The following is a 16,363-nucleotide window of genomic DNA, read 5'->3' on the forward strand; positions in this document are numbered from 1 at the left end:
TGTGATCCGCGTTGCCGCGGTGAGAAATGAACCCATGCGCCGGTGGAGGCCGGCCCTTGCATGGTTGTCCTTGAAACGGTTCGATCCGCCTGCACAGCAGACGGATCGAGATTACCGTCGATCGGACGAGATGGGGCGCATAGCCTGCCACCGCCCGCCCGTCAAGCCGAAACTGCCGGAAACCTCAGACTCCGAGGTGGGCCGCGATGGCTTTCGTGACGTCGTCGATCGGCGCCATGCCGTCGACCGTCTTCAGAGCCCCCTTCGAGGCATAGTAGTCGGAGACCGGTGCGGTCTGGGCGCGATAGGCGTCGAGCCGCTTCTTCAAGGCCTCGGCATTGTCATCGGCCCGTACCGCCTCGCCGCGGGCCGTCATTTCGGCGACACGCTTCTCGATACGGCCGACCAGGATGCCCTCGTCGACCTTCAGTTCGATGACCGCGTCAAGCCCCATGCCGGACTTGGCCAGCATGGCATCGAGAGCCTCGGCCTGGGCGACCGTGCGCGGGAAGCCGTCGAGGATGAAACCCTTGGCGCAATCGGGTTCGGCGATCCGATCCTCGATGATGCCGACGACGATCTCGTCGGAGACGAGTTCGCCGCGTGCCATGACGTCCTTGGCCTTCAGACCGATCGGCGTTCCCGCCTTGACAGCGGCCCTGAGCATGTCACCCGTGGAGAGCTGCACGAGCCCGTGGTGCTCCACCAGACGCTGTGCTTGGGTCCCCTTCCCCGCTCCGGGAGGCCCGAGCAGAATCAGCTTCATCGACGTTTCCCCCTGAGCTGCGACTTCTTGATCAGCCCCTCATACTGGTGGGCCAACAGATAACCCTGGACCTGCGCGACCGTATCGAGCGTCACGGTGACGACGATAAGCAGCGAGGTGCCGCCCAACAGATAGAAGCTTTGTCCAAGCTGGCCAATCAGCACTTCGGGCAATAGGCAGACCAGGGTGATATAGGCGGCGCCGACGACCGTGATGCGGGTCAGGACGTAGTCGATGTATTGCGCGGTCTTCTCGCCGGGCCGGATGCCGGGAATGAAGCCACCATATTTGCGCAGATTGTCGGCCGTTTCCGTCGGGTTGAACACGATGGCCGTGTAGAAAAAGCAGAAGAAGATGATCAGGAGCGCATAAAGCGCCATGAACAGCGGCTGCCCGTGGCCGAGAAGCTGGGCGGTCAGGCGCAGCCATTCCGCCGGATCCGTTTGGAACGACAGCGCGGTGGTCGGCAGCAACAGCAGCGACGAGGCGAAGATCGGCGGAATGACGCCGGCCGTGTTCAGCTTCAAGGGCAGATGGGACGAGTTCCCCTCGAAGACCTTGTTGCCCTGTTGACGCTTTGGATACTGGATCAGCAGCCGCCTCTGGGCCCGCTCGAAGAAGACGATCACGACGATCGTGAAGGCGATCAGCACGAGCAGCCCGAGGAGAAGCGGCGTCGCGATGACGCCCTGACGGCCGAGTTCGAAAGCCTGGGCGAGGACGCTCGGCAGTTCGGCGACGATTCCAGCGAAGATGATCAGCGAGATGCCATTACCGACGCCGCGCTGGGTGATCTGCTCTCCGAGCCACATCAAGAACATGGTGCCACCGGTCAGGGTGATCACGGTGCTCATGACGAAGAACAGGCCGGGATTAGCGACGACCGTCCCGGAGGACTGCAGGCCGACCGCGATGCCCCAGGACTGGAACACGGCAAGGACCACGGTCAGGTAGCGGGTGTACTGGTTGATCTGCTTGCGGCCCTGCTCGCCCTCCTTCTTCAGCTTCTCGAGCTCCGGCACGACGGCGGTCAGCAGCTGGATGATGATGGAGGCGGAGATGTAAGGCATGATGTTCAGCGCGAAGATCGCCATGCGCCCGACGGCGCCGCCGGCGAAGACGTTGAACATCGCCAGAACGCCCTGGTTGGCGTTGAAGATCTGACGCAGCGCTTCCGGATCGATGCCTGGCAGCGGGATATAGGTGCCGAGGCGATAGACCAGCAGAGCGCCGAGGGTGAACCACAGGCGCTTCTTCAGGTCCTCGGCCTTGCCGAAGGCACCGAAATTCAGATTGGCGGCCAGTTGTTCCGCTGCCGATGCCATGGTGGCTCCGATGCAAGAGGGACGGACGCGTCCATCCGGAAAAGTCGCATTCACTTAGCGGCCCGGGGCCGCCTTAGCCAGCCCCCCGGCGTCGCAGGGCGACGCGGGGCGGAAGGCTCGTACAGATGAAGAGGGGCCGGTCCTCGTCGAACCGGCCCCTCGAACCTTGAACGTCGCGCCCGGATAGGGAGGACCGGCCGGCCGTCAGGCCGCGGCCTCTTCCTTCGGCGTCAGGAGGGTGACGGTGCCGCCAGCCTTCTCGACAGCCGCAACGGCGCCGGCGGAAGCGCCCGTGACGGTCAGCTCGATCTTCGACGTCAGTTCGCCGGTGGCCACGAGGCGGATGCCATCGCGCGAGCGACGGATGACGCCGCTCTCGACCAGGGCGGCCTCGTCGATCTTGCCGGCCTTCAGCTTGCCGGAGTCGATCGCGCGCTGGATGCGGGCGAGCGTCACTTCGACGAACGAGAGGCGGAAGATGTTGTTGAAGCCACGCTTCGGCAGGCGGCGATGCAGCGGCATCTGACCGCCCTCGAAGCCTTTGATGGCGACGCCGGAGCGCGACTTCTGGCCCTTCACGCCGCGACCGGCGGTCTTGCCCTTGCCGGACCCGATGCCACGACCGACGCGCATCTTGCGATGCGTTGCGCCGTCGTTGTCCTTCATGTCGGTGAGTTTCATGAGATCAATCCACCACTTTCACGAGGTGAGCGACCTTCGCGATCATGCCGCGGACACTCGGGGTGTCCTCCAGCGTGGCACGACGGTGCAGCTTGTTGAGCTTCAGGCCGACGAGGGTCGCTTCCTGCGACTTCTCGCGGCGGATCGGCGAGCCGATCTGCTCGATGGTGACGGTTGCTTTATTGGCCATGGATCCGATCCTTACGCGTCACCCTCGCCTTCCTCCTGGCGGCGGGCCTGGAGGACCGACACCTTGAGGCCACGGCGAGCCGCGACGGAGCGCGGGCTGTCCTGGTTCTTCAGCGCGTCGAACGTGGCGCGCACCATGTTGTAGGGATTGGAAGACCCCATCGACTTGGCGACCACGTCGGCCATGCCGAGCGTTTCGAAGACGGCGCGCATCGGACCGCCGGCGATGATGCCGGTACCCGCCGGAGCTGCGCGCAGGATGACCTTTCCGGCGCCGTGACGACCGTGCACGTCATGATGGAGGGTGCGGCCCTCGCGCAGAGCGACGCGGATGAAGCCGCGCTTGGCCGATTCGGTCGCCTTGCGGATCGCTTCCGGCACCTCGCGGGCCTTGCCGTGGCCGAAGCCGACGCGGCCCTTCTGGTCGCCCACCACGACGAGCGCAGCAAAACCGAAGCGCTTGCCGCCCTTCACCGTCTTGGAGACACGGTTGATGTGCACGAGCTTGTCGGTGAATTCGCTGTCACGCTCTTCGCGGTTGCGCTCGCGTTCACGTTCCCGAGCCATGTTCTGTCCTTTCGGCGGTGAGAACCGCCCGTATCCGTTAGAAGCTCAGGCCGCCCTCGCGGGCGCCGTCGGCGAGCGCCTTGACGCGCCCGTGATAGAGATAGGCGCCGCGGTCGAAGACCACGGTGGAAACCCCCGCCTGCACTGCGCGCTCGGCGATGAGCTTGCCGACGGCAGATGCCGCGGCCTGATCGGCGCCGGTCTTCAGCGAAGACTTCAGGTCCTTCTCCAGTGACGAGGCACTCGCAACCGTCACGCCCTTCGAATCGTCGATGATCTGCGCATAGATATGCTTCGACGACCGGAAGACGCTCAGCCGCGGACGCCCATTCGCCGTCGAGCGCAGGGCCCGACGGACACGCGCCTTGCGACGCTCCGTTGCATCCTTAAAATTGGCCATAGCCAGCTCCTTTGATCGGATGCGCGCCTGACAGGCCACGCATCCCGGAAGACGGACAGGCCCCGACCCGGGGCCGCCCGCCTTACTTCTTCTTGCCTTCCTTGCGGAAGATGAACTCGCCCGCGTAGCGGACGCCCTTGCCCTTGTAGGGCTCCGGACCACGATATTCGCGGATCTCGGCGGCGACCTGGCCCACCTGCTGCTTGTCGTTGCCGGAGATGACAATCTCGGTCGGCTTCGGCGTCGCGATGGTGATGCCTTCCGGCACGGGATAGTTGATGTCGTGGCTGTAGCCGAGTGCGAGGTTGAGAACCTTGCCCTGCGCGGCCGCACGATAGCCGACGCCGGTGATCTCAAGCTTCTTCTCGAAGCCCTTGCTCACGCCGACGGCGAGGTTCGACACACGGGTGCGGGCCATGCCCCACATGGAGCGGGCGCGCTTGCCTTGGTCGCGCGGGTCCACCTTGATGACGTTGCCGTCGATCTTGACGGTCACGTCCTCCGGGCAGGTGAACGAGAGTTCACCCTTGGGACCCTTCATCTTCACGGTCTGGCCAGACACCTGGGCGGTAACGCCCTGCGGCAGGTCGACCGGCTTCTTACCGATACGAGACATTGGATATCGTCCTTTGTCGTGAGGGAGCCCTGCCAGGTCAGAAGACCGTGCAGAGCACCTCCCCGCCTACATTCTGTTCCCGGGCATCGTGGTCGGCCATCACACCCTTGGGGGTGGAGATGATCGTGATGCCGAGACCGTTGGACACGCGCGGCGTGTTGCCGACGCCGGCATAGACCCGGCGGCCAGGCTTGGAGACGCGCGAGATTTCGCGGATGACCGGCTCACCGTCGAAATACTTGAGCTCGATCTCGAATTCCGAACGACCGTTCGGATGCGTGACGGTCATGTAGTCGCGGATATAGCCTTCGGACTTGAGCACCTCGAGCACGCGGGCGCGCAGCTTCGAGCCCGGCGTCAGGACGCGGGTCTTGCGGCGCATCTGCGCGTTGCGGATGCGGGTCAGCATATCACCGAGCGGATCGTTGAGGGCCATGATCTGTCTCCTCTCACCAGCTCGACTTCACGAGGCCCGGAACGAGCCCCTTGTTGCCGAGGTCACGCAGAGCCACGCGGCTCATGCCGAGCTTGCGATAGAACGCCCGCGGACGGCCGGTGACTTCGCAGCGGTTCTTGATGCGGACCTTGGCGCCGTTGCGCGGCAGGCTCGCAAGCTTCACGGTCGCCGCAAAACGCTCCTCGATCGAGATCGACTGGTCCATCACGGTCGCCTTCAGCGCAGCGCGCTTCTTGGCATCCCGCGCGACCAGAGCGCGGCGGTGGTTGTTCTTTTCGATGGAGCTCTTCTTCGCCATCGGTTTCTCCTGGTTTCCGCGTCTGAGACGGGCTTCTAGTTCAAGAAACCCGGCTCACTGCCGGAACGGGAAGTTGAAGGCCTTGAGGAGAGCACGGGCTTCCTCGTCGGTCTTGGCGGTGGTGCACACGATGATGTCCATGCCCCACATCTGATCCACCTTGTCATAGGAGATCTCGGGGAACACGACGTGCTCCTTCAGACCCATGGCGAAGTTGCCACGGCCGTCGAAGCTCTTCGGGTTGAGGCCGCGGAAGTCACGGACGCGCGGGAGCGCGATCGTGACCAGGCGGTCGAGGAACTCGTACATGCGCTGCTTGCGAAGGGTGACCTTGCAGCCCAGCGGCATGTTCTCGCGAACCTTGAAGTTCGAAATGGCCTGACGGGCCCGGGTGATGACCGGCCGCTGGCCGGTGATCAACGCGAGATCCGCTGCGGCGACCGTCGCCTTCTTGGAATCGGCGGTGGATTCGCCGACGCCCATATTGACGACGATCTTTTCGATCTGCGGGATCTCGAAGGGGTTCTTGTAACCGAACTCCTCGGCAAGCTTCTGCCGGACCACGCTGTCGTAATGCGCCTTGAGGCGCGGGGTGTATGCCGCCTCAGCCATCGATGGTCTCCCCGGACTTCTTGGCCACACGCACCTTCTTGCCGTCGGCGAGAACCTTGAAGCCGATACGCGTCGGCTCCCCGGTCTTCGGGTCGGCATAGGCCAGGTTCGACAGATGGATCGGGCTCTCCTTGGAGATGATCCCGCCTTCCGACGTCTGGCTCTGGCGCTGATGGCGCTTCACGATATTGACGCCGCGCACGAGAGCACGGCCCTCGGTCGGCATGACCTGGATCACCTCGCCGGTGCGACCCTTGTCGCGACCGGTGAGAACGACGACCTTGTCGCCCTTCTTGATCTTCGCAGCCATCACAGCACCTCCGGCGCGAGCGAGATGATCTTCATGTGGTTCTTGGCCCGCAGCTCGCGCGGAACCGGTCCGAAGATACGGGTGCCGATCGGCTCCTTCTGATTGTTGATCAGAACGGCCGCATTGCGGTCGAAGCGGATCACCGAGCCGTCGACGCGGCGGATGTCCTTGGCGGTGCGAACGACGACCGCCTTCATGACGTCGCCCTTCTTCACGCGGCCGCGCGGAATCGCTTCCTTCACCGACACCACGATGATGTCGCCGACATGGGCGTAACGGCGCTTGGCGCCACCGAGCACCTTGATGCACATGACGCGGCGTGCGCCCGAATTATCCGCCACATCGAGATTGGTTTGCATCTGGATCATGACGCAACCTCTTCCTTTCGCGCCCGTCTCGGGTCTCCCCGACGGCGGCGCGCTGTTCTAACGATCACCGAAAGCTCACGCCTTCGGCAGCACGACCCAACGCTTCAGCTTCGACAAGGGCTTGGCCTCCTCGATGCTCACCACGTCGCCCGCCTTGAAGGCATTGCCTTCATCGTGGGCGTGATAGTTCTTGGTGCGACGCACCGTCTTCTTCAGCAGCGGATGGGTGAAGCGACGCTCCACCTTCACCACGACCGTCTTGTCCTGCTTGTCGCTGACGACGATGCCCTCGAGCACACGCTTCGGCATATGCCCTCTCCTTACTTCTTCTCGGCGCGCTTCTGCGCGGCGATGGTCTTGACGCGGGCGATGTCGCGGCGGACCTGACGGACGCGCGCGACGTTCTCGAGCTGACCGGTGGCCTTCTGGAAGCGCAGGTTGAACTGCTCCTTCTTCAGGTCACCCAGCTGGCCCTCGAGTTCGTCGAGGGTCTTGGTCCGGACTTCTTCGGCCTTCATGACGCCTCTCCTCACTCAGCGATGCGCTGCACGAAGCGCGTCTTGATCGGCAGCTTGGCAGCGGCCAGTTCCAGCGCCTTCTTGGCGACGTCGACGGGAACGCCGTCGAGCTCGAACATGATGCGGCCAGGAGCGACCTTGGCGGCCCAGTATTCGTTGGCACCCTTGCCGGAGCCCATGCGGACCTCGGCGGGCTTCTTCGACACCGGCACATCGGGGAAGATGCGGATCCAGACACGGCCGGCGCGCTTCATCTCGCGGGTCATCGCGCGACGGGCGGCCTCGATCTGGCGCGCGGTGATGCGCTCCGGTTCCATGGCCTTCAGGCCGAACTGGCCGAAGTTCAGGTCGGTACCACCCTTCGCGGCGCCGCTGATGCGACCCTTGAACTGCTTACGGTACTTGGTTTTCTTGGGCTGAAGCATGGTTCTAGACCTTCATCCTCACGCCGCGTCGCGGTCTTGACCGCGGGAACGGCGGGTCGATCCCTCGCCCTCGGACAACTTCTTGTCCTGGGCCATCGGATCGTGCTCCATGATTTCGCCCTTGAAGATCCACACCTTCACGCCGCACGTCCCGTAGGTCGTGAAGGCCGTGGCAACGCCATAGTCGACGTCGGCACGCAGGGTGTGCAGCGGCACGCGACCTTCGCGATACCACTCCAGGCGGGCGATCTCGGCGCCGCCGAGGCGGCCCGAGCAGTTGATGCGGATGCCTTCAGCGCCCAGACGCATGGCCGACTGAACGGCACGCTTCATGGCACGGCGGAAGGCGACGCGACGCTCGAGCTGCTGGGCGATCGACTCGGCCACCAGGGTCGCGTCGGTCTCGGGCTTGCGGATCTCGACGATGTTGATGACGACTTCGGCGTCGGTCATCTTCGAGACGGCCTTCTTCAGCTTGTCGATGTCGGCGCCCTTCTTGCCGATCACGATGCCCGGGCGAGCCGAGTGGACCGTGACACGGCATTTGCGGTGCGGACGCTCGATGACGATCTTGGAGACCGCCGCCTGCTTCAGCAGCTTCATCAGTTCACGGCGGATCTTGAGATCCTCGTGCAGCAGCTTGCCGTACTCGCCCTTGTTGGCGAACCAGCGGGAATCCCACGTCCGGTTGATGCCGAGGCGGAAACCGATCGGATTGATCTTCTGACCCATCGTTCTCTCCTCAGGCCTTGGCTTCCTCGACCTGACGAACAACGATCGTCAGGTGCGAGAACGGCTTTTCGATCCGGGCGCCGCGACCGCGGGCACGGGCGTGGAAGCGCTTCAGCACGAAGGCCTTGCCGACATGGGCCTCGGCGACGACCAGATCGTCGACGTCGAGGTCATGGTTGTTCTCGGCATTGGCGATGGCGCTCTCGAGGCACTTCTTGACGTCGCTGGCGATCCGCTTGCGCGAGAACTCCAGATCGGCGAGCGCGGTGTCGACCGGCTTGCCGCGGATCAGCGCGGCAACCAGGTTCAGCTTGCGCGGCGAGACCCGAAGCATGCGGGCGACCGCCTTGGCTTCGTTGTCGGCCAGCGCGCGGGGTGTTGCGGACTTACCCATGGCTCACTTCCGCTTCGCTTTTTTGTCGGCCGCATGGCCGTAGAAGGTGCGGGTCGGCGAGAATTCGCCGAACTTGTGGCCAACCATCTCCTCGGTGACCTGCACCGGGACATGCTTCTGACCGTTGTAGACGCCGAAGGTCAGCCCCACGAAATGGGGCAGGATCGTGGAGCGACGGCTCCAGATCTTGACGACCTCGTGACGGCCCGACGAGCGGGCTGCCTCGGCCTTCTTCAGGAGGTATCCGTCGACGAACGGACCTTTCCAGACGGAACGTGCCATGACGGGCCTCTGTTACTTCTTCTTCGAATGACGGCTCGACACGATAAACTTGTCGGTCCGCTTGTTCGAACGAGTCTTCTTGCCCTTGGTCGGGAAGCCCCAGGGCGTGACGGGGTGACGGCCGCCGGAGGTGCGGCCTTCGCCGCCGCCGTGCGGGTGGTCGATCGGGTTCATGGCGACGCCGCGGTTGTGCGAGCGCCAGCCAAGCCAGCGGTTACGACCGGCCTTGCCGATCGATACGTTCATGTGGTCCGGATTCGAAACCGCACCGATGGAGGCGAGGCAACGGCCGTGGACGAGACGCTGTTCGCCGGAATTGAGGCGAAGGATGACATAGCCCTCGTCACGGCCGACGATCTGGGCATAGGTGCCGGCGGATCGGGCGACAGCGCCGCCCTTGCCGATCTTCAGCTCCACGTTGTGCACGATCGTGCCCACGGGGATGTTGGCGATCGGCATCGCATTGCCGGGCTTCACGTCGGCGCTCTCGGCCGAGATGACGCTGTCACCAACGGCCAGGCGCTGCGGCGCCAGGATGTAGGACAGCTCGCCGTCGGCATATTTGATCAGCGCAATGAAGGCCGAACGGTTCGGATCATACTCAATCCGCTCCACCACGGCCGCCATGTCCGTCTTGCGGCGCTTGAAGTCCACGAGACGGTAGGAGCGCTTGTGACCACCGCCGCGGAACCGCGAGGTGATGCGCCCGAGATTGTTGCGGCCGCCGGTCGAGTGCTTGCCTTCCGTCAACGACTTGACAGGCTTGCCCTTGTAGAGGTCCGAGCGGTCGACCAGGACGAGCTGACGAAGGCTCGGCGTGATCGGCTTGAAAGTCTTGAGTGCCATGGTTTACCCCTCGCCTCACAGACCGGTCGTGATGTCGATGGAGTGCCCCTCGGCGAGGGTCACAACCGCCTTCTTCACGTCGGAGCGCTGGCCGAGCATGCCCTTGAAACGCTTGGTCTTACCCTTCTGGACGAGCGTGTTAACGCTCTTGACCTTGACGTCGAACAGCTTCTCCACCGCCGCCTTGATCTGCGGCTTGGTGGCTTCCAGGGCCACCTTGAAGACGACCTGGTTGTTTTCAGCGACCAGCGAGCCCTTCTCGGTGATCAGCGGCGCCTTGATGACGTCGTAGTGACGCGGATCGACGGTGCTCATTTGAAGCGCGCCTCCAGTGCGTCGACGGCCGCCCGGGTCAGGACCAGGGTGTTCCGGCGCATGATGTCGTAGACGTTGATGCCCTGCACGGGGAGGACATCGACGAGCGGGATGTTGCGGGCCGCGAGCGCGAAGTTCTTGTCGACCTCGGCGCCGTCGATGATCAGCACGCTCTTGAAGCCGAGCTTCTCGAACTGCGCCTTCAGCGACTTGGTCTTGGCAGCCTCGGTGGAGGCCTTTTCCAGCACCACGAACGAGCCGGCCTTCACCTTGGTGGAGAGAGCATGCTTGAGGCCGAGGGCACGGACCTTCTTCGGCAGATCGTGCTCGTGGGAGCGCGGGGTCGGACCGAAGGAGCGACCGCCGCCGCGGAAGAGGTTGGCACGCGCCGAGGAGTGACGGGCGGAACCCGTTCCCTTCTGCTTGTACATCTTCTTGCCGGTGCGGTGGATCTCGGCGCGGTTCTTGACGTCGTGGGTGCCGGCGCGGCGCTTGGCGAGCTGCCAGCGAACGACGCGGTGGAGGATGTCGGCACGGGGCTCGAGGCCGAAGATCTCATCCGAGAGATCAACGGAGCCGGCGTCGGCGCCTTCCAGGGTCTTGATTGTCAGTTTCATCTCAACCCTCCGTGGTTTCGGCGGCGGCAGCCGGAGCGGCGTCGGCACCCGGCAGCTTGAAGCCACCCGGCAGCGGCGCGTCCTTCGGCAGCGGCTTCTTCACCGCGTCGCGGACGAGAATCCAGCCACCCTTGGAGCCGGGGACAGCGCCCTCGACCATGATCACGCCGCGCTCCACGTCGGTGCGCACGACCTTGAGGTTCTGCGTGGTGACACGCACATCGCCCATATGGCCGGCCATGCGCTTGTTCTTGAACACCTTGCCGGGGTCCTGGCGGTTACCGGTCGAACCGTGGGAACGGTGCGAGACGGAGACGCCGTGGGTGGCGCGCAGACCGCCGAAATTGTGGCGCTTCATGGCGCCGGCAAAGCCCTTGCCCTGGCTGGTGCCCGTCACGTCGACGAACTGGCCGGCAATGAAGTGATCGGCGGAGAAGCGGGCGCCGACCGGCACGACCTCCTTCTCGCCGACACGAAACTCGACGATCTCGTGCTTCGGCTCGACCTTGGCGATGGCGAAGTGGCCACGCTGGGCCTTCGTCGTGTTCTTCACCTTGGCAAGCCCGGCGCCGAGCTGCAGCGCCAGATAGCCATCCCGCTCCGCCGTGCGGTGGGCAACGACCTGGCAGTCGTCCAGCAGAAGCACCGTCACAGGGACGTGCTCACCGCCATCGGTGAAGATGCGGGTCATCCCCATCTTCTTGGCAATCACACCGGAACGCATCGCGCGCATTCCTCGTTTTGGGGTCGTCCGTGCCCTGAGGGCGGACCGGAGAGGACCCGGGTTCAACGTGAGATGCGCCGGTCAACGGTGCATCGGCATATTTGTCGGCAGGCCGTCATCGGCCTGTCGCAGGACTCAGAGTTTGATCTCGACGTCGACACCGGCGGCGAGATCGAGCTTCATCAGCGCGTCTACCGTCTGCGGGGTCGGGTCCACGATGTCGAGAAGCCGCTTGTGGGTGCGGATCTCGAACTGCTCACGCGACTTCTTGTCGATGTGCGGCGAGCGGTTCACCGTGAACTTCTCGATCCGCGTCGGCAGCGGAATCGGCCCGCGGACCTGGGCACCCGTGCGCTTCGCCGTGTTGACGATCTCGCGCGTCGAGGTGTCCAAGACCCGGTGGTCGAACGCCTTGAGGCGGATCCGGATGTTCTGGCTCATTGGTTCGCCCCTTTAAGGCAAAGCGGGGAAGACGCGCGGCACGCCGCGCGTCCTCGGGAAATAAATCACTCGATGATGGCGGCGACGACGCCGGCGCCGACGGTGCGGCCGCCTTCACGGATGGCGAAGCGCAGCTTCTCCTCCATGGCGATCGGCACGATCAGGCTCACCGTCATGGCGATGTTGTCGCCCGGCATCACCATCTCCGTCCCCTCGGGAAGGGTCACGATGCCCGTCACGTCGGTGGTGCGGAAGTAGAATTGCGGACGGTAGTTGGTGAAGAACGGCGTGTGGCGGCCGCCCTCCTCCTTCGTCAGGATATAGGCCTCGGCCTTGAACTTCGTGTGCGGCTTCACCGAACCCGGCTTGCACAGAACCTGGCCGCGCTCGACGTCCTCGCGCTTCGTGCCGCGCAGCAGCGCACCGATATTGTCGCCAGCCTGGCCCTGGTCCAGCAGCTTGCGGAACATCTCGACGCCCGTGACGATCGTCTTCTGCGTGTCGCGGATGCCGACGATCTCGATTTCCTCGCCCACCTTCACGATGCCGCGCTCAACGCGGCCGGTCACCACCGTGCCGCGGCCCGAGATCGAGAACACGTCCTCGACCGGCATCAGGAACGGCATGTCAACCGGACGCTCCGGCTGCGGGATGTAGCTGTCGACGGTGGCCATCAGCGCCAGAACGGCGTCATGGCCGATCTCCGGATTGACATTGTCCAGAGCCGCCTTGGCCGAACCCTTGGTGATCGGGATGTCGTCGCCAGGGAACTCGTACTTCGACAGAAGCTCGCGGATCTCCATCTCGACAAGCTCGAGAAGCTCGGCGTCGTCGACAAGATCCACCTTGTTCATGAACACCACCAGCGCGGGAACGCCGACCTGGCGGGCCAGAAGGATGTGCTCGCGCGTCTGCGGCATCGGACCGTCAGCCGCCGAAACCACCAGGATCGCGCCGTCCATCTGCGCCGCGCCGGTGATCATGTTCTTCACGTAGTCGGCGTGGCCCGGGCAGTCGACGTGGGCGTAGTGACGGTTCGCCGTCTCATACTCCACATGCGCCGTCGAGATCGTGATGCCGCGCGCCTTCTCCTCCGGCGCCTTGTCGATCATGTCATAGGCCGTGAACGTCGCGCCGCCAGACTCGGCAAGGACCTTCGTGATCGCCGCCGTCAGCGACGTCTTGCCGTGGTCAACGTGACCAATCGTGCCGATGTTGCAGTGCGGCTTATTCCGGTTGAACTTTTCCTTGGCCATGACGGCCTCCTTCAATGTTCGCGATGCCGGAGGATCAGTGGACCCGGTCCGGCAAGAGACCGATGTTTACGCGTATTTGGCCTGAACTTCGGCGGCGACGTTGGACGGCGCCTGCTCGTAGTGGCTGAACTGCATCGTGTAGCTGGCGCGGCCCTGGCTGAAGGAGCGCAGCTGGTTGACGTAGCCGAACATGTTCATGAGCGGCACCTTGGCCTGGATCACGTTGGCATTGCCACGCATGTCCTGACCCTGGATCTGGCCACGGCGGGAGTTGAGATCGCCGATGACCGAACCGGTGTACTCCTCAGGGGTGACGACCTCGACCGACATGATCGGCTCGAGCAGCACCGAAGCGCACTTCTGAAGCGCCTCGCGCATGGCGGCGCGGGAGGCGATCTCGAAGGCGAGGACCGAGGAGTCGACGTCGTGGTAGGCGCCGTCGATGAGGGTCGTCTTGACGTCGACCACGGGGAAGCCGGCGATGATGCCCGCCCCCATGACCGAGTCGATGCCCTTCTCGACGCCCGGGATGTACTCCTTGGGAACCGCGCCACCGACGATCTTCGACTCGAAGGCATTGCCGGCGCCGGCTTCGTTCGGCTCGACGATGATCTTGATCTTCGCGAACTGACCGGTGCCGCCCGTCTGCTTCTTGTGGGTGTAGTCGATCTCGGCGCGCTTGGTGATCTTCTCGCGGAAGGCCACCTCGGGAGCGCCGACCGTGACGTCGACCTTGTGGGTGCGGCGCAGGATGTCGACCTTGATGTCGAGATGGAGCTCGCCCATGCCCTTGATCCGGGTCTGGCCGGACTCGGCGTCGGTGGAGACACGGAAGGACGGATCCTCCGAGGCCAGCTTCATCAGCGCCAGGGCCATCTTCTCCTGGTCAGCCTTGGTCTTCGGCTCGACGGCCATCTCGATGACCGGCTCGGGGAATTCCATGCGCTCGAGGATGACGGGCTTCTGCGGGTCGCAGAGCGTGTCGCCGGTGCGGGTGTCCTTGAGGCCGACGAGAGCGACGATGTCACCGGCATAGGCCTCGGCGATTTCCTCGCGGTTGTTGGCGTGCATGAGAACCATGCGGCCGACACGCTCGTTCTTCTCGCGGGACGAGTTCATCAGGGCCATGCCCTTCTCGAGCTTGCCCGAATAGATGCGGCAGAAGGTCAGGACGCCGTACTGGTCGTCCATGATCTTGAAGCCAAGGAGCGACAGGGGCTCGGAGTCGGACGACTTGCGCTCGATCTCGGCCTCGGTCTTGGGGTCGATCCCCTTGATCGCCGGCACGTCGACAGGCGACGGCAGATAGTCGACCACGGCGTCGAGAAGCGTCTGGACGCCCTTGTTCTTGAAGGCCGAGCCGCAGAGCACGGGGAAGAAGGCCGAGGTCAGGACGGCCTTGCGGATGAGGCGCTTCAGAGTCGCTTCATCCGGTTCGTTGCCCTCAAGATATGCTTCCATCGCGGCATCGTCGAGCTCGACGGCGGCCTCGACCAGCTCGTTACGATACTCGGCGGCCTTCTCCTTGAGATCGTCGGGGATCTCGAGATTGGCGTCGAAATCGGCGCCGAGCGACTCGCCCGACCAGACGACCGCCTTCATGCGGACGAGATCGACGAGGCCCTTGAAGTTGGATTCCGACCCGATCGGCAGCTGAATGGCGATCGGCTTCGCACCGAGGCGCTTCTTGATGTCCTCAAGGCACATGTAGAAGTCGGCGCCGGTCTTATCCATCTTGTTGGCGAAGACGATGCGCGGGACCTTGTACTTGTCGCCCTGGCGCCAGACCGTCTCGGTCTGCGGCTCGACGCCCTGGTTGGAGTCGAGGACGCAGACTGCGCCGTCGAGCACGCGCAGAGAACGCTCGACCTCGATGGTGAAGTCGACGTGGCCGGGCGTGTCGATGATGTTCAGGCGCTTGCCCGCCCACTGGGCGGTCGTCGCGGCGGACGTGATGGTGATGCCGCGCTCCTGCTCCTGCTCCATGAAGTCCATGGTCGCGGCGCCGTCGTGGACTTCGCCGATCTTATGGGACTTGCCGGTGTAGTAGAGGATCCGCTCGGTCGTCGTCGTCTTGCCCGCATCGATGTGGGCCATGATTCCGAAATTGCGGTAGTCCTCGATCGCGTGCGTGCGCGGCATGATCTCAGTTCCTTCGGTTCCGGATGAACCGTGACAGTTCGTTACCAGCGGTAATGCGAGAAGGCGCGGTTGGCTTCGGCCATCTTATGGGTGTCTTCGCGCTTCTTGACCGCGTTGCCGCGGTTGTTGGCGGCGTCCATGAGCTCGGACGAAAGCTTGTCGACCATGGTCTTGTCGTTGCGCGACCGCGCCGCCTGGATGAGCCAGCGGATCGCCAGGGCCTGGCGACGCTCGGGACGAACCTCGACCGGGACCTGATAGGTGGCACCGCCGACGCGGCGCGACCGAACCTCGATGGCCGGCATGACGTTCTCCAAGGCAGACTGGAACACCGTGAGGGGCTCCTGCTTCGCCTTGGATTCAATCTGGTCGAAGGCGCCGTAGACGATCTGCTCGGCTACGGACTTCTTCCCTTCGTACATGACCGAATTCATGAACTTGGCCAGCACGACATTGCCGTACTTCGCGTCCGGAATGACTTCCCGCTTTTCGGCCCGGTGACGACGAGACATCGCTCTCTCCGTTGATCCTGAAAGCCACCGTCCGCTCCAACCCGGCGCCTACGCGCCTCGGCCAGGAGCGGCCGGTGGAAACAATTCTTACTTCGGCCGCTTGGCGCCGTACTTGGAACGGCGCTGCTTGCGGTTCTTGACGCCCTGCGTGTCGAGAACGCCGCGCAGGATGTGGTAGCGCACGCCGGGAAGATCCTTGACGCGACCGCCACGGATCATGACCACGGAGTGCTCCTGGAGGTTGTGCCCCTCACCCGGAATGTAGCCGATGACCTCGAAGCCGTTGGTCAGTCGCACCTTGGCAACCTTGCGGAGCGCCGAGTTCGGCTTCTTCGGGGTCGTCGTGTAGACACGCGTGCACACGCCACGCTTCTGCGGGCAGCCCTCCATATGGCGGGACTTCTCGCGGTAGGTGCGCGGCTGACGCGGCTTGCGGATCAGCTGGTTGACTGTCGGCATCGGCGGCCTTGTCCTTGAACCATTGAGGCCCGGTCGCCCGGATCTCGTGTAAAGCCTTGCTGCGCCTGTCCCGTTGGCGGAACAGGCAACCGGGCGCTCGGTTTGCCCCGA

General features: G+C 64.1%; 27 protein-coding genes. All 27 read right to left on the reverse strand.

Going from position 1 to position 16,363, the window contains the following annotated elements:
• Window positions 1–184 precede the first annotated feature (184 nt).
• Window positions 185–766 (reverse strand): adenylate kinase, encoded by a 582-nt coding sequence (locus tag Q0C57_RS00805; protein ID WP_296570715.1) that lies wholly within the window; start codon window positions 764–766, stop codon window positions 185–187.
• Window positions 763–2,091, reverse strand: a complete 1,329-nt coding sequence (gene secY / locus Q0C57_RS00810) for a preprotein translocase subunit SecY (RefSeq protein WP_296570718.1) — start codon at window positions 2,089–2,091, stop codon at window positions 763–765. Before secY ends, Q0C57_RS00805 begins: the two co-directional genes overlap by 4 nt.
• Before the next feature lie 204 nt (window positions 2,092–2,295).
• The gene (gene rplO, locus Q0C57_RS00815; protein WP_296570721.1) at window positions 2,296–2,772 is read right to left on the reverse strand and encodes a 50S ribosomal protein L15; all 477 of its coding nucleotides are present in this window, start codon (window positions 2,770–2,772) and stop codon (window positions 2,296–2,298) included.
• A 4-nt stretch (window positions 2,773–2,776) separates the two neighbouring features.
• Window positions 2,777–2,962: a 50S ribosomal protein L30 gene (rpmD, locus tag Q0C57_RS00820; RefSeq protein ID WP_296570726.1), complete on the reverse strand. Its 186-nt coding sequence runs from the start codon at window positions 2,960–2,962 to the stop codon at window positions 2,777–2,779.
• 11 nt (window positions 2,963–2,973) lie between these two features.
• Window positions 2,974–3,528 carry a 30S ribosomal protein S5 gene (rpsE, locus tag Q0C57_RS00825; protein WP_106748026.1) on the reverse strand — a complete coding sequence of 185 codons (555 nt, stop codon included), beginning with the start codon at window positions 3,526–3,528 and terminating at the stop codon, window positions 2,974–2,976.
• 37 nt (window positions 3,529–3,565) lie between these two features.
• Complete coding sequence (gene rplR, locus Q0C57_RS00830) at window positions 3,566–3,928, reverse strand: 50S ribosomal protein L18 (protein WP_296570729.1); 363 nt, start codon at window positions 3,926–3,928, stop codon at window positions 3,566–3,568.
• A gap of 82 nt (window positions 3,929–4,010) precedes the next feature.
• Window positions 4,011–4,544, reverse strand: a complete 534-nt coding sequence (rplF, locus tag Q0C57_RS00835; RefSeq protein WP_296570732.1) for a 50S ribosomal protein L6 — start codon at window positions 4,542–4,544, stop codon at window positions 4,011–4,013.
• Window positions 4,545–4,581: 37 nt separating this feature from the next.
• Window positions 4,582–4,980 carry a 30S ribosomal protein S8 gene (gene rpsH / locus Q0C57_RS00840; protein ID WP_296570735.1) on the reverse strand — a complete coding sequence of 133 codons (399 nt, stop codon included), beginning with the start codon at window positions 4,978–4,980 and terminating at the stop codon, window positions 4,582–4,584.
• Window positions 4,981–4,993: 13 nt separating this feature from the next.
• Window positions 4,994–5,299 carry a 30S ribosomal protein S14 gene (rpsN, locus tag Q0C57_RS00845; RefSeq protein WP_106748022.1) on the reverse strand — a complete coding sequence of 102 codons (306 nt, stop codon included), beginning with the start codon at window positions 5,297–5,299 and terminating at the stop codon, window positions 4,994–4,996.
• A gap of 54 nt (window positions 5,300–5,353) precedes the next feature.
• The gene (rplE, locus tag Q0C57_RS00850; protein WP_296570740.1) at window positions 5,354–5,911 is read right to left on the reverse strand and encodes a 50S ribosomal protein L5; all 558 of its coding nucleotides are present in this window, start codon (window positions 5,909–5,911) and stop codon (window positions 5,354–5,356) included.
• Window positions 5,904–6,221: a 50S ribosomal protein L24 gene (gene rplX, locus Q0C57_RS00855; RefSeq protein ID WP_296570745.1), complete on the reverse strand. Its 318-nt coding sequence runs from the start codon at window positions 6,219–6,221 to the stop codon at window positions 5,904–5,906. The genes rplE and rplX overlap by 8 nt, the downstream gene beginning before the upstream one ends.
• Window positions 6,221–6,589, reverse strand: a complete 369-nt coding sequence (gene rplN / locus Q0C57_RS00860; protein ID WP_296570747.1) for a 50S ribosomal protein L14 — start codon at window positions 6,587–6,589, stop codon at window positions 6,221–6,223. The genes rplX and rplN overlap by 1 nt, the downstream gene beginning before the upstream one ends.
• A gap of 75 nt (window positions 6,590–6,664) precedes the next feature.
• The gene (gene rpsQ, locus Q0C57_RS00865) at window positions 6,665–6,898 is read right to left on the reverse strand and encodes a 30S ribosomal protein S17 (RefSeq protein WP_296570752.1); all 234 of its coding nucleotides are present in this window, start codon (window positions 6,896–6,898) and stop codon (window positions 6,665–6,667) included.
• 11 nt (window positions 6,899–6,909) lie between these two features.
• The gene (gene rpmC, locus Q0C57_RS00870) at window positions 6,910–7,107 is read right to left on the reverse strand and encodes a 50S ribosomal protein L29 (protein WP_296570754.1); all 198 of its coding nucleotides are present in this window, start codon (window positions 7,105–7,107) and stop codon (window positions 6,910–6,912) included.
• 11 nt (window positions 7,108–7,118) lie between these two features.
• Complete coding sequence (gene rplP / locus Q0C57_RS00875; RefSeq protein WP_296570757.1) at window positions 7,119–7,532, reverse strand: 50S ribosomal protein L16; 414 nt, start codon at window positions 7,530–7,532, stop codon at window positions 7,119–7,121.
• Window positions 7,533–7,550: 18 nt separating this feature from the next.
• Window positions 7,551–8,264 (reverse strand): 30S ribosomal protein S3, encoded by a 714-nt coding sequence (gene rpsC, locus Q0C57_RS00880; protein WP_296570760.1) that lies wholly within the window; start codon window positions 8,262–8,264, stop codon window positions 7,551–7,553.
• A 10-nt stretch (window positions 8,265–8,274) separates the two neighbouring features.
• The gene (rplV, locus tag Q0C57_RS00885; protein WP_296570764.1) at window positions 8,275–8,658 is read right to left on the reverse strand and encodes a 50S ribosomal protein L22; all 384 of its coding nucleotides are present in this window, start codon (window positions 8,656–8,658) and stop codon (window positions 8,275–8,277) included.
• Window positions 8,659–8,661: 3 nt separating this feature from the next.
• Entirely contained in the window at window positions 8,662–8,940 is a 279-nt protein-coding gene (rpsS, locus tag Q0C57_RS00890; protein WP_106748013.1) for a 30S ribosomal protein S19, read from the reverse strand.
• A 12-nt stretch (window positions 8,941–8,952) separates the two neighbouring features.
• Window positions 8,953–9,786 (reverse strand): 50S ribosomal protein L2, encoded by an 834-nt coding sequence (gene rplB / locus Q0C57_RS00895; RefSeq protein WP_296570767.1) that lies wholly within the window; start codon window positions 9,784–9,786, stop codon window positions 8,953–8,955.
• A 15-nt stretch (window positions 9,787–9,801) separates the two neighbouring features.
• On the reverse strand, window positions 9,802–10,101 hold the full coding sequence (locus Q0C57_RS00900) for a 50S ribosomal protein L23 (protein WP_296570769.1): 300 nt from the start codon (window positions 10,099–10,101) through the stop codon (window positions 9,802–9,804).
• Window positions 10,098–10,718, reverse strand: coding sequence for a 50S ribosomal protein L4 (gene rplD, locus Q0C57_RS00905; RefSeq protein WP_106748010.1), 621 nt, complete (start codon window positions 10,716–10,718; stop codon window positions 10,098–10,100). The genes Q0C57_RS00900 and rplD overlap by 4 nt, the downstream gene beginning before the upstream one ends.
• 1 nt (window position 10,719) lies before the next feature.
• Window positions 10,720–11,442 (reverse strand): 50S ribosomal protein L3, encoded by a 723-nt coding sequence (rplC, locus tag Q0C57_RS00910; RefSeq protein WP_296570772.1) that lies wholly within the window; start codon window positions 11,440–11,442, stop codon window positions 10,720–10,722.
• 135 nt (window positions 11,443–11,577) lie between these two features.
• Complete coding sequence (gene rpsJ / locus Q0C57_RS00915) at window positions 11,578–11,883, reverse strand: 30S ribosomal protein S10 (protein WP_296570773.1); 306 nt, start codon at window positions 11,881–11,883, stop codon at window positions 11,578–11,580.
• 65 nt (window positions 11,884–11,948) lie between these two features.
• Window positions 11,949–13,139, reverse strand: a complete 1,191-nt coding sequence (gene tuf / locus Q0C57_RS00920; RefSeq protein ID WP_296570776.1) for an elongation factor Tu — start codon at window positions 13,137–13,139, stop codon at window positions 11,949–11,951.
• Window positions 13,140–13,205: 66 nt separating this feature from the next.
• A complete protein-coding gene (fusA, locus tag Q0C57_RS00925) occupies window positions 13,206–15,281 on the reverse strand; it encodes an elongation factor G (protein ID WP_296570778.1) in 2,076 nt (691 codons plus the stop codon).
• Between the two features lie 41 nt (window positions 15,282–15,322).
• A complete protein-coding gene (rpsG, locus tag Q0C57_RS00930) occupies window positions 15,323–15,793 on the reverse strand; it encodes a 30S ribosomal protein S7 (RefSeq protein ID WP_296570779.1) in 471 nt (156 codons plus the stop codon).
• Window positions 15,794–15,880: 87 nt separating this feature from the next.
• The gene (gene rpsL, locus Q0C57_RS00935; protein WP_038312203.1) at window positions 15,881–16,252 is read right to left on the reverse strand and encodes a 30S ribosomal protein S12; all 372 of its coding nucleotides are present in this window, start codon (window positions 16,250–16,252) and stop codon (window positions 15,881–15,883) included.
• Window positions 16,253–16,363 lie beyond the last annotated feature (111 nt).

The sequence above is a fragment of the Phreatobacter sp. genome, assembly GCF_022843985.1.
In the GTDB taxonomy this organism is placed as follows: Bacteria; Pseudomonadota; Alphaproteobacteria; order Rhizobiales; family Phreatobacteraceae; genus Phreatobacter.